Raw genomic sequence first — 12292 nt, forward strand, 5'->3', positions numbered from 1 at the left:
GTATTCCTGCTTACTCTTTATGGTGGAAGGGCGCGAACCAGGTCACCAGGAACGAAGGAATGGTGGCCGCCATCACCAGCCAGAAGTAGTGCACATAGCCGAGCAGCTGCTGCAAATGGCCGCTGACCACGCCGGTGACCATCATGCACAAGCCCATCAGTCCGGTGCCGAAGGCGTAGTGGGTAGTGGTGTATTTACCTGGCGCCAGCTGCTGCATCAGGTAGATCATGAAGCCCACCGAGCCGAAGCCGTAGAAGAATTTTTCAATCGCCACGCCGGCGCAGATCATCACCAGGTTGTCCGGCTGGTAGTAGCTCATCAGCAGGAAGGTGACGTTGGGAATATTGACCGCGCAGCACAGCGTGAACAGGGTTTTTTGCAGCCCGCGCCGCGCCACGAAAATCCCCCCGAGCAGCGAACCGACCAGCACCGCGATCAGGCCGTAGGTGCCGTAGATCAGGCCCAGCATTTCATTCGACAGGCCCAGGCCGCCTTGCGCCACCGGGTCGACCATGAAGAAGGGACCGATCTTTTCCAGCAGGCCGATACTCAGACGGAACACGAAGGCGAAGCCGACCATCAGCCACACATCGCGTTTCTGGAAGAAGGTGGCGAATGAATCCTTGAGGATGAAGGCTGCTTCCGCCACCGACTTCGGCGCGTTCTCGGCCTTGGCGCCGTCCGGCATCACGCGCAGGTGCCAGATCGCGGTCAGCAGGGTGATGCCGGCGACGATGAAGAAGATCACCCGCCACGAATCGATCCACGCCGGGCCGAACACGCCGGCCTCATGCTTGAAGTAGTGGGTGTGCAGCCAGCCGCTCAGGTAGACCATGCCGCCGGAGGCGACGATCGGGCCGACGTTCCAGCTCAGGCTCTGGATGCCGCAGAACAGCGACTGGGTCTTGGTGTTCAGCGCGGTGACATAGACGCCGTCGGAGGCGATATCCTGGGTCGCGCCGACCAGCGACAGCACGCCGAACAGGAACACCATGATGACCATATAGTCCGGCAGCGACATCGCCAGCGCCACGCCGGCAAAGCCGATGCCGACGATCAGCTGCGCGCACAGCACGAAGAATTTCTTGGTGCGGTACATTTCCACGAAGGGCGCGAACAGCGGCTTGATGGTGTAGGCCAGGATCAGGTAGCTGGCGTATTGCGCCGCCTGGCCATTGTCCATGCCGAGGTTCTTGAACATGATGGAGGTGACGCTGGTCAGCATCACATAGGTCAGCGCCATCGCGAAATAGCCGCTTGGCACCCATAACATCGGCGTGCCGCGCGCGAACATGGCGCGCAACAGCGACGGCGGTTGCTCGCCTGGCGCCGGTTGCGGGTCTTGCGCTTGCTGCACCGTTGATTGTGCGGTCATAGTGTCGTCCTCGTTATTCTCGTTGGAGTGTAGCACCAGCTCTGCGGCCGGCTATAAACGGGAACCGCCGGCCCGAAGACCGGCGGCGGTACTGCTGTTGCGTTGCTCAGGCAGCGTTCGCGCTATTGCGCGCGCGCTGTTGGATCAGGTAATCGCGATACCACAGCGCGCTGTGCTTCGGGGTGCGCTTCTGGGTCTGGTAGTCGACGTGGACAATGCCGAAGCGCTTGGCGTAGCCGGAATTCCATTCAAAGTTATCCAGCAGGCTCCACAGGAAATAGCCCTGAATGTTGACGCCTTGCAGGCGTGCGTCGTTCAGCGCCTTCAAGTGGCGCTGGACGAAATCGATGCGCGCCGTATCCGGGATCTCGCCGTTGACCAGGCTGTCCGGATTGGCCATGCCGTTTTCGGTGATGTAGATCGGCGGCAGTTCGTAGGTGGCATTCAGTTTGAGCAGCAGCTCGGTCAGGCCGTCCGGGTAGATTTCCCAGCCCATGTCGGTTTTGCCCAGCTTGAACTCCGGCTGGCGCGGCGGGGTTTCGGTCGAGCAGAACGAGCGGAAGTAGTAGTTCACGCCGAGGAAGTCGATCTTCTGGTGGGCGATGGCCAGGTCGCCGTCCTGCACCACCGGGCCGTTGTCGCCATAGACCTTGAGCGCCAGTTCCGGGTACTTGCCTTTGAAGATAGGGTCCATAAACCATTCCACCGAGCGCGAATATTCGAATTCGGCGGCGGCCTTGTCGGCTGCGCTGTCGGTGGCGGGGTCGGCGGTCCACTGGTTCAGCACAATGCCCAGCTGGGCCGTGCTGCCGACCTTGCGCATTGCGCTCATCGCCAGGCCGTGCGACAGCACCAGGTGGTGCGACACTTGCACCGACTGTTTCAGGTCGGCCACGCCCGGTGCGAACTGCGCGTTGCCATAGCCGAGATTGGCGGTACACCATGGCTCATTGTGGGTTGCAATCGTTTTCACCCGATTGCCGAAACGGCGCGCCACTTCCGCGGCGTATTCAGCGAAGTGATAGGCTGTGTCGCGGTTCAGCCAGCCGCCTTCGTCCTGTAAGCCTTGCGGCAGGTCCCAGTGGAACAGGGTGATGTGGGCGTCGATGCGCTTGCTTTCCAGTTCTTTGAGCAGGCGGTCGTAAAAGTCCCAGCCTGCCTCGTTCCACGCACCTTTGCCTTGCGGCTGCACGCGCGACCAGGCCATCGAGAAGCGGTAGGCGTCAACGCCCAGGCCGGCCATGATGGCCACGTCTTCCGGATAGCGGTGGTAGTGGTCGCAGGCGACGTCGCCGGTGGTGCCGTCGATGATCTTGCCAGGGGTGTGGGTAAAGGTGTCCCAGATCGACGGGCCCTTGCCGTCGAGATTCCAGGCGCCTTCAATCTGGAAGGCGCTGGTGGCGACGCCCCAGGTAAACGAGGGAGGAAATTGCGTGAAATCGGTCATTTTTATAAGGTTTTGTCAGAGTAGGATGGGAGGACATAGCTACGTTTGAAAACGATTTCACGCCTCGGATGATGATTAGACCTCAACTCATTGTGAGTGTCAATCGATTTGAAAAATGGCGCCGGCAAGCCTGATATAATGCCGCCTCAACAAATTTAACGACCATTCCGACCATGTCTTCCGATACGCCTAAAGACGCCCCAGCGCGCGCCATGCTGTACGATCCGACCGAGCACCGCATCCGCAGTTTCGTCACCCGTGCCGGCCGCCTGTCGACCGCGCAGGCGCGTTCGCTGGAAGAGCTGGGGCCGCAGTTCCTGATCCCGTATCAGAAAGCGCCGCTCGACTATGAGCAGACCTTCGGCCGCAAGGCGCCGGTGGTGCTGGAAATTGGCTTCGGCATGGGCGGCACCACCGCGCACATCGCTGGCGTGATGCCGGAGAAGGACTTCATCGGCGTGGAAGTGCATACGCCCGGCGTCGGCAGCCTGTTGAAGCTGATCGGTGAGCAGAACCTGAGTAACCTGAAAGCGATCCAGCACGACGCGGTGGAAGTGCTGAACTTCATGATTCCGGATGGCTCGCTGCACGGTGTACACATCTACTTCCCGGATCCGTGGCACAAGGCGCGCCATAACAAGCGCCGCCTGGTGCAGTCGCCGTTCGTCAAGCACTTGGTTCAGAAGCTGGAAGTGGGCGGCTATCTCCATCTGGCCACTGACTGGGAAGACTATGCGGTGCAGATGCTGGAAGTGCTCAGCGCTGACGAGGGCTTGCAGAACACCGCTGACGGCTACGCGCCGCAGCCGGCCTATCGTCCGCTGACCAAGTTTGAAAACCGCGGCCTGAAACTGGGCCACGGCGTATGGGATCTGGTGTTCACCAAGAAGTAATCACTTGAGCAGCGCCGCGTTCAGGCGCTGCATCGTCTCATCCGGCACCGCCAAGGTGCACCACAGGCGACGGTCGTCATAGACCACTTCTGAGAGCTTGCCGCCGCGCTCACGTCCCGGCAAGCCAACCCAGGCCAGCATGCAGGCGGGCTGGCTGTTTGCCCTCAAGATCACCAGTTGTTGTTTGGCCGGCGTGCTGCGAAGCTGGTAGCGAATGCCGGCGCTGGCCAGTGCAGCGCTGACCTTATCGATGGCGGGGCCTTGCGCGACGCCGTGTCTGGTGTAGTGCTGCGGTGGCCGCTCGTTGTAGTGGATGACCAGCGGCGGTTCAGCGGCCAAGGCCAGCAGCGGCGCGGCCAGCAGCACGGCGGCGATCCTAAGCATCATTTCTCCAGCGGCTCCACGTCCAGCACCACCACATATTGCAGGCGCTTGCCCTGCCACAGCGCGCCGCCGCGTACTTGCGCATCGGTGGTGCTCAGCTGGCCGACGGCTTCCTTCTTGCGCAGCAGCTCGCGGAACTTCAGCGACGCCTTTTGCGGCAGGTAGCCCACCATGCGGCCGTCGATGAAGACAGCCACCGCCTCGTTCTCGTAGGCGTTGCGGTCATCGGGCATCAGCGTGGCCACGTATTGCGCGGCGGCGGCCTGTTCGCCATGCGCGCCGGCCAGTTCCTGCAGCGTGGCCTGGTAGCGCGACTCGGTCATCACCTCCACCATGAAGCGTCCGCCATCGGACCAGTGCAGCACTGGCGCGCTGTCCGGCAGCTTGGGCTCATATGGCACGCCGCTCGGCAGCGGCAAAGGCTTGGCCTTGACCGGATTGGTTTTGATGATGGCGTAGACCACCGCCGCCGTGGCGACGATGATCAGCAGGGAGATGAGAAGCTGCATGGCGTGCTATGTTTGTACGAAGGCCGACATCTTAACGCATGTGCTTAGACTGATAGACGACTTTGCCGCCCACCACCGTTTGCAGCACCTTGATGTTGGCGATGTCCTCGGCTGGAATGGTGAAGAAGTTACGGTCCAAAACAATCAGGTCGGCCAGCTTGCCGACCTCCAGCGAGCCGGTATCCTTTTCCTGGCGCAGCGTGTAGGCGGCGTTCAGCGTGATCGCGCGCAGCACCTCGGCACGCGGCATGCCTGGCTGCGCAGTCAGCTTGCCCGCGTAGGCCTGGCCGGCATTGGGCGCGGCGGTGCGGGTCACACCAACCTTCAGCGCAAACCATTCATCCAGCGGGTCGACCGGCCAGTCGCTGCCATAGGCGACACGCGCGCCGGCATTGAGCAGCAGCGCCTGCGGCTGCACCACTGCGTAGCGCTGTGGTCCCAAATAATCCCTGAGCGCTTCCACTGTATCAGGCGCTGGTTTGCCCCACTGGAAGGACAGCACCGGCGTGACATCCAGCCTGGCGAAGCGCGGATAGTCGGCAGGATCGACGATTTCATCGTGCGCCAGTGCCGGCCGGACGCGCTTGCCTTCCGGCGTGGCGCGCAGGTCTTCGATGGCATCCAGCGTTTCGCGCACGGCGCGGTCGCCGTCGACGTGGACGTGCGGATCGATTTTCGCGCGTGCCAGTTCGGTTAGCGTGGCGCGCAGCGATTCCGGTGTGAAGTAGGTCGGCGGGCCGTTGTGCGGGCCGGGCTGCCAGCTCGGCTTCTCCTGCGTACCCTTGTTGACCAGATAGGGTTCCAGCATGGCGCCGGTGAAGGCGGGTGCAGCGATTACGCCGTCCATGAACAGCTTGGCGTGGCGCACCTGCATCGACGGCGCGACCTTGGTCGGTCCCTGGTCGAATTGCTTCTGCTGTTTGAGCAATTCGGCCACGGTGCTGTGCGGCGTGCCGCCTTTATCCAGATCGATCAGCACCGCGAAGTGTGCGCGTGCCGTCAGCTTGCCCTGCTTTTGCAGCGCGGTGAAAGCGGTCATCGTTTCGGGATCGGTATAAGCGTCGAGGAAGCTGGTGATGCCTTGCTGGCGCATCGCTGCCAGCGCCGCCTTGGAGGCGGATAGATTCTCGGCCACCGTCAGCGGCGGTAGCAGATTCATCGCCAGATCCTGCGCGGCGTCCTCCAGCAGGCCGGTGGCGTTGCCCTGCGCATCGCGGGTGATGACGCCGCCCGCTGGATTAGCCGTGTCGCGTTGTATTTTCGCGGTCTTGATGCCTTTGGAATTCAGCAGCGCCGAGTGGCCGAACGAGGAGCGCACGATGATCGGCCGTTCGGTCTTCAGCGCATCCAGCATAGCGGCGGTGGTTTCCACGCCGTCCGGCTGCATGCCTTGCTGGAACCAGTTCACCACTATCATCCAGCGTTCCGGACCGGACCTCTTATCGTTGTCGAGGCAGGCCTGGATGCGTGACTGGAACTGTGCCACCGTCAGCGGCTCATAATTCAGGCTGCAATTCAGCAGGCGGCTGCCGCCGGATTGCGGATGCATATGGCCGTCGATCAGGCCGGGCATCAGCATGCGGCCTTGCAGGTCGATGGTTTCGGTCTTCTTGCCGGCGTAGGCTTGGGCGCCGTCGTCATCGCCAACGTAGACGATGCGGCCGGCGCGTATCGCCAGCGCCTGCTGCACGCTGTCCTTGGCATCCACTGTGTAGATGTAGCCGTTGCGGTAGATGGTGTCGGCCGGCTTGGGGGCGGCGTGGGCATTGAGGCTAAGGACAAGTGCGGCAAACAGGCCGGTGCGGATCATGCAATCTCCTATGTGGCTCCCATCAGCCTGGCGCGCAGGGACGGCGGCAGAAACGCCAGCAGATTCCCCGCCAGTACCAGCGCCAGCCCGCACAGGGCCAGCGGCGTCCAATGGTAGCCTTCGTAAATGGTCGAAATAGTCAGCGCTACGATGGGGAATAATACCGTGGAATAGGCCGCGCGGTCCGGACCGATGCGGCCCACCAGCAACAGGTAGGCGGTAAAGCCGATCACCGAGCCGGGGATCGCCAGGTACAGCAGCGCGCCCAGATAGCGCGGCGATGGATCGAGCGTGAACGGCATGCCCAGTGCCAGCGCCGCCACACCCAGCGTGGTGGCGCCGATCAGCATCGCCCAGGTGTTGGTCAGCCATGGCGTCAGGCCAAGCGACTGCATGCGGCTGGATAGCAGGTTTCCGCATGAGAAGCACAGCGTGCCGCCCAGCGTCAGCGCCAGGCCAAGCAGCGTATGGCTGTCGTGCCAGTGGCCGGCCATCTGCGGCGCGAACAGCAGCACGATGCCGGCCAGGCCGCACAAGGCGCCCAGCATCACCTGCGGCTTGATCGGCCGCTTGAGGAAGATGCGGCCGTTGATGGCGTTCCACAGCGGCGCGGTGGAGAACACCACCGCTTCCAGGCCGCTGGTGACCCATTGACTGGCGTAGTAGAAGCACAGGAAGTTCAGGCAGAACAGCGCGATCCCTTGCGCGAACAGCCATGGCCAGGCCTGGCGCGGCGGCCACCATGGCTTGCGGGCGATCAGCAGGAAGGCCATCAGCACGGCGGCGGCGATCCAGAAGCGGTAGGCGATGGAAACCGGCGCCGGCACCACGCCGAGCTGGAAAGAGATGGCGATCCAGGTGGTGCCCCAGATCAGCACAGTGAGAGCGTAGAGTAGCGTATTCATGCCGCCAGCTTGGCAGTGCGGCGGCGCGGCGACTTGTCTGAAATTGCGCATCTATGCCGTCGGCTGGGGCGGCGGCCGGCGGCGCGGTTGGCGCCGTGCTAGACTTTTGGCATGACTTCCCGTGCCAACAATCTGCCTGCCACACTGCTGTCCGCGCTGCCGGATGGCCAGCTGTCGCATTCTGTCTTCAAGACCATGTCGGAGACGGATGCGCAGCTGGAGCGCTTCGCCTGGCTGGGGGATGAGCTGGCGCTGGCGGTCTGGCGGCGCGATACGCCGGTGGCTCAGACCAGCTATAACCAGCCGGGCCATCACACACTGTCCTTTTATCTGGATGGCGGCCACCGCACCGAGCGCTGGGAGTTGCCCGGCTTGTACGGCGCACCGAAGCGCCTGTGCACCTTGCCGGACTGGCACGAGTCCTCATGGACGGTGCGCGGGCAGATGCATTTCATGCACGTCTACTTCCTGCCCGAGCACTTCACGCGGCGGGCCGTGGTGGAACTGGACCGCGAGCCGCGCGAGCTGACGCTGGCCGACCGCACCTACTTTGAACATGAACGCATCGCCCGGCTGTGTGCAAGCCTGGCGTCCATGCCGTGGGAGGGGGCGGACGCGCAGCTGCGCGCCAATGAAACCACGCATGAGACGCTGAGCCATCTGCTGCTGGCGCAATCGGTGCCGCAGCATCAGGCGCGGGTGCGTGGCGGGCTGGCGCCGGCGGTGCGGCGTCGGCTGGCCGATTACATTGAGGCCCATCTGGCGCACAACATCACGCTGGGCGTGCTGGCGGAGCTGGCCTGCCTGTCGGAGTATCATTTTTTGCGGATGTTCAGAACCTCGTTCGGCATGACGCCCTCGGCCTGGATCGCGGCGCGCCGCATCGACCACGCCCGCGCGCTGCTGAAGACCAGCGGCCAGCCCCTGCAGCAGATTGCCGACGCCTGCGGCTACGCAGACCTGAGCCACTTCAGCCACCGCTTCCGCACCGCCGTCGGCGCAGCGCCGAGCCACTACCGTTCCATAGTGGCGGCCTGACTCTCTTCATCGATACTGCGGTTAATCAAAGCCTCCCCGTTTGTAACGAGCGATAGTTTGCTTTATTTTCTTTGCGAGCAATGGAGATAGCAATGGCCTATGTTTACACGAAAGTTGATGATCTTGAGGGCGGAAAGAAAGTTGGAACACACGAGTGTGTCGCTCTTGTGCAGCACTTCGCCAATACCGGCCCTGCGAATGGATGGCGTCAGGGCGCTGAGATAATTGGCAACCATATGATAAAAAAAGGCACCGCAATAGCGACTTTTAAAAACGGCCGCTATCCAAACGCAAAGCACGGAAATCACGCGGCTTTTTTCGTGCGACAGGGGATGAAGGGATTCTATGTGATGGATCAGTGGAAGGGAAAAAGCAAACCTTATATTTGTGAACGCTTTCTTGAATCAAGAGGGAAAAACAAGAACGGTACTTTCAAGGATCCAAGTAATAACGCAGATGCCTTTTTCGTGATTGAGCCCTGATCATGAAAAAGCCATTCTGTGGCATTCTGCTCATCGTTGGTGTCATGCCACTGAGCACCTTGACGGCTGACGCGAGCCAGCTCGCCTGCCCAGATGTGGTTCAAGCAGAGTCGATACAATTTATGAAAGTGAAGTCGGAATGGGCCGCGCGGGCAGTGGGGGATTTCCGACTGAGCTCCGCTGGTTTCAACGATGGGCCGCCAGAAAAGCTGGCGGCTCTGAAGCCGTCATTGGTGGCGAGCCGAGGGAAACAGTCGCTTGAAACCTGGGTATTTGATCCGTCTGAATTTTCCGGCGGACTGTGGCTGGTGTGCGGCTATGGTGGCCCGGCAGGGCAAATCACGCTGGCGAAACAGCTACCCTCATCTTATTCTGTGTGCTCGGTGCGGTACACGCCAAGTGTCAAGGCAGGTGCGCAAAACATTGCGATCACCTGCCGATGATTATTCCATCTCGTTGATCAGATCGACAATCTCTTCGCCGTAGGAGGCGAGTTTTTTCTCGCCGACGCCGGAGATGCCGCGCAAGTCGTCCAGCGCGGTCGGGCGGGCCTTGGCGATTTCGCGCAGCGTGGCGTCGTTGAAGATGATGTAGGCGGCGACGTTGTGTTCGCGCGCCGTGCCCATGCGCCAGGAGCGCAGGCGGTCGAACAATTTCTGTTCATATGCCGACAGGTCGCTTTCCACATAGCCTTTGGCGGCGCGGCTGGGCTTGGCCGCCTTGACCGGTTTCTGGTACTGGCGTAGCTGCACTTTCTGTCCGCCTTTAAGCACCGGACGCGCAGCGTCGGTCAGCTTCAGCGAGCTGAATTGTTCATGGTCCACGGTCAGCAGGCCGAGCGCGATCACCTGGCGCAGAATCGCGCGCCATTCCTGTTCGCTGCGGTCGGCGCCGATGCCGAACACCGACAGCGTATCGTGATGCCAGGTCTTGATGCGCTCCGTCTCCTGGCCGCGCAGCACGTCGATCACATGGCCGGCGGCGAAGCGCTGGTCGACCCGGTACACCGCCGACAGCAGCTTTTGCACCGGCACTGTGCCGTCGAAGGACACCGGCGGAATCAGGCAGGTATCGCAATTGCCGCAGGGGCCGGCCTGTTCGCCGAAGTAGTCGAGCAGGCGCACGCGCCGGCAGCTCAGCGTCTCGCACAGGCCCAGCATCGCATCGAGCTTATTGCCCAATACGCGCTTGAAGGTTTCGTCGGCTTCGGATTCGTCGATCATCCGGCGTTGCAGCACCACGTCCTGCAGGCCATAGGCCATCCAGGCGCTGGCCGGTTCGCCGTCACGGCCGGCGCGCCCAGTCTCCTGGTAATAGCCCTCGATACTCTTGGGCAGATCCAGGTGGCAGACGAAGCGCACGTCCGGCTTGTCGATGCCCATGCCGAAGGCGATGGTGGCGCACATGACGATATTCTCTTCGCGCAGGAACCTGGCCTGGTTGGCGGCCCGCACCGAGTGCTCCATGCCGGCGTGATAGGCCATGGCGCGCACGCCGTTCTCGTTGAGGAATTGGGCCGTCTCCTCGACCTTCTTGCGCGACAGGCAGTAGACGATGCCGCAGTCGCCGCCATGCTCGGTGGTGATGAAGTCCAGCAGCTGCTTGCGGCCGTTAGCCTTCTCCACAATCGCATAGCGGATGTTGGGACGGTCGAAGGACGAGACGAATTGCGCCGCGTCCTGCAACTGCAGGCGGTGTACGATTTCTGCGCGGGTCTGCGGATCGGCGGTGGCGGTCAGCGCGATGCGCGGCACGTTGGGGAACTGCTCGTGCAGGATCGACAGCTTGATGTACTCGGGCCGGAAGTCATGGCCCCATTGCGACACGCAGTGCGCCTCGTCGATGGCGAACAGCGAAATATTCGACGACTGGAACAGGTTCAGGCAGCGGTCCGTCATCAGCCGTTCAGGCGCCACGTAGACCAGATCGATCTCGCCGCTGCGCACCAGGCGCTCGATGCGGCTGGCTTCTTCGTAGGTCTGGGTGGAGTTGAGGAAGGCCGCGCGCACGCCGACTTCCTCCAGCGCGTCGACCTGGTCCTGCATCAGCGCGATCAGCGGCGAGACAACTACGCCAACGCCGTCGCGCAGCAGGGCTGGAATCTGGTAGCACAGCGACTTGCCGCCGCCGGTGGGCATCAAGACCAAGGCATCGCCGCCGCCCGCCACATGGTTGACAATCTCCCCCTGCTGGCCGCGGAAGGCTGGATAGCCAAAGACGGTTTGCAGCAAGTGGAGGGCGCGTTCGTTATTGTCCTGATGAATCATGGTGCTACTGCAACTACTTTAAGGTTAGTCCTTCCAGACGATCACGCCAGTGTAACCTGTGATGAGCACCAGCAGGCCAAAAGCGATGCGATACCACGCAAAAATCGTGAAAGTATGCGAGGCGACATAGCGCAGCAGCCAGCGCACGCAGAAGAACGCCGAGATAAACGCCGACACGGTGCCGATGGTGAACATCGGCAGGTCGGACATCTCCAGCAGGTCGCGCGCCTTGAACAGCGAGTAGGCGGAGGCGATCAGCAGGGTCGGTATCCCCAGCAGGAAGGAAAACTCGGTGGCTGCCTGGCGCGAAAAGCCGAACATCATGCCGCCGATGATGGTGGAGCCGGAGCGGCTGGTGCCTGGAATCAGCGCGAAGGCCTGGGCGACGCCCATTTTTAAGGCATCCAGCGGCGTCATGTCATCGACCGAGTGGATGCGCACCGAGACCGGATTGGCGGCCACGTGGCGTTCGACGATCAGAATGATGATGCCGCCGATAATCAGCGCCAGGGCCACCGGCACCGGCTTGAACAGGTGTTCTTTCAGAAAATTCCCCAGCACCAGGCCGAGGATGGCCAGCGGCATGAAAGCGATGGCGATATTCAGCGCGAAGCGTTGCTGCTTGCGGTCAGAGGTCAGTCCAGTGGTCACTTTGGCAATGCGGGCGCGGTATTCCCAGCAGACGGCGAAGATGGCGCCGGCCTGGATCACAATTTCAAATACATTAATTTTTTCTTCCATGCCCTGGAAGCCCAGCAGGTGTTCGGTCAGGATCAGGTGGCCGGTGGAGGAAATCGGCAGGAATTCCGTCAAACCCTCAACCAGGCCCATGATGAGGGCTTTCAACGCGAGAACAATATCCATGAAATTAAGTATTTACGGGTGAAAAGAGGTGAGCAAACCGCCGAAGCTTAACATGTTCAGCATGTTGTTTTCTGATTATGACTCAACCGTAATACCCGTTTTTGTCCTACAAGCAAAAAAATGCCCCCGAAGCAAGGCTGTGGGGGCGGAAGTGCGACCAAGCCAGCCGGTCGCCGAGGGAGATCATCTTCATCCGGGGTCAGTTCTGCCAAACGTACACGAGCTCGTGTACGTTTGGCAGAACTCGTATATTGAGCATACCGCCCCATCATCGGATAAAGTGGTAGAGGCGGCCAGGCAGGGTGATGCCGATCGGAA

13 protein-coding genes are annotated in these 12292 nt (G+C 61.6%); 5 read left to right on the top strand and 8 right to left on the bottom strand.

Translation table 11 applies throughout. The features are described 5' to 3' along the window. Positions 1–10: 10 nt before the first annotated feature. Positions 11–1375 carry an MFS transporter gene (locus KW842_RS24450; protein WP_373925232.1) on the bottom strand — a complete coding sequence of 455 codons (1365 nt, stop codon included), beginning with the start codon at positions 1373–1375 and terminating at the stop codon, positions 11–13. A 106-nt stretch (positions 1376–1481) separates the two neighbouring features. Next, positions 1482–2822, bottom strand: a complete 1341-nt coding sequence (locus tag KW842_RS24455) for a GH1 family beta-glucosidase (protein WP_218306729.1) — start codon at positions 2820–2822, stop codon at positions 1482–1484. Positions 2823–3034: 212 nt separating this feature from the next. Here KW842_RS24455 and trmB point away from each other — a divergent pair, with 212 nt between their 5' ends. After that, positions 3035–3715, top strand: a complete 681-nt coding sequence (trmB, locus tag KW842_RS24460; protein WP_218306749.1) for a tRNA (guanosine(46)-N7)-methyltransferase TrmB — start codon at positions 3035–3037, stop codon at positions 3713–3715. Here the strand turns inward: trmB and KW842_RS24465 are convergent, their stop codons facing one another. The 4 genes from KW842_RS24465 to KW842_RS24480 are packed head-to-tail and all read right to left on the bottom strand — an operon-like array spanning position 3716 to position 7323. Continuing rightward, complete coding sequence (locus tag KW842_RS24465; RefSeq protein ID WP_218306730.1) at positions 3716–4102, bottom strand: hypothetical protein; 387 nt, start codon at positions 4100–4102, stop codon at positions 3716–3718. Beyond that, a complete protein-coding gene (locus KW842_RS24470) occupies positions 4099–4608 on the bottom strand; it encodes a hypothetical protein (protein ID WP_218306731.1) in 510 nt (169 codons plus the stop codon). The genes KW842_RS24465 and KW842_RS24470 overlap by 4 nt, the downstream gene beginning before the upstream one ends. Positions 4609–4639: 31 nt before the next feature. Further along, positions 4640–6418: an amidohydrolase gene (locus KW842_RS24475; RefSeq protein WP_218306732.1), complete on the bottom strand. Its 1779-nt coding sequence runs from the start codon at positions 6416–6418 to the stop codon at positions 4640–4642. 8 nt (positions 6419–6426) lie between these two features. Beyond that, positions 6427–7323 carry a DMT family transporter gene (locus KW842_RS24480; protein WP_218306733.1) on the bottom strand — a complete coding sequence of 299 codons (897 nt, stop codon included), beginning with the start codon at positions 7321–7323 and terminating at the stop codon, positions 6427–6429. 111 nt (positions 7324–7434) lie between these two features. Between KW842_RS24480 and KW842_RS24485 the strand changes: the two genes are divergently transcribed. The 3 genes from KW842_RS24485 (at position 7435) to KW842_RS24495 (ending at position 9286) form a co-directional block, all read left to right on the top strand. Then, positions 7435–8361: an AraC family transcriptional regulator gene (locus tag KW842_RS24485; protein ID WP_218306734.1), complete on the top strand. Its 927-nt coding sequence runs from the start codon at positions 7435–7437 to the stop codon at positions 8359–8361. A gap of 92 nt (positions 8362–8453) precedes the next feature. Beyond that, complete coding sequence (locus KW842_RS24490; protein ID WP_218306735.1) at positions 8454–8843, top strand: BPSL0067 family protein; 390 nt, start codon at positions 8454–8456, stop codon at positions 8841–8843. Between the two features lie 2 nt (positions 8844–8845). Further along, positions 8846–9286: an STY0301 family protein gene (locus KW842_RS24495; protein WP_218306736.1), complete on the top strand. Its 441-nt coding sequence runs from the start codon at positions 8846–8848 to the stop codon at positions 9284–9286. On the opposite strand, the gene recQ is transcribed toward KW842_RS24495, so the two are convergent. Beyond that, positions 9287–11110, bottom strand: a complete 1824-nt coding sequence (recQ, locus tag KW842_RS24500; RefSeq protein ID WP_218306737.1) for a DNA helicase RecQ — start codon at positions 11108–11110, stop codon at positions 9287–9289. It abuts the gene before it with no gap. Between the two features lie 24 nt (positions 11111–11134). Further along, positions 11135–11974, bottom strand: coding sequence for an undecaprenyl-diphosphate phosphatase (locus KW842_RS24505; RefSeq protein WP_218306738.1), 840 nt, complete (start codon positions 11972–11974; stop codon positions 11135–11137). Between the two features lie 52 nt (positions 11975–12026). On the opposite strand from KW842_RS24505, the gene KW842_RS24510 reads away from it, so the two are divergent. Next, on the top strand, positions 12027–12292 hold a 266-nt coding region (locus tag KW842_RS24510; RefSeq protein WP_218306739.1), incomplete at its 3' end, for a hypothetical protein.

Origin of the sequence: Duganella sp. sic0402 (assembly GCF_019219065.1) — a bacterium.
GTDB lineage: Bacteria > Pseudomonadota > Gammaproteobacteria > Burkholderiales > Burkholderiaceae_D > Rugamonas.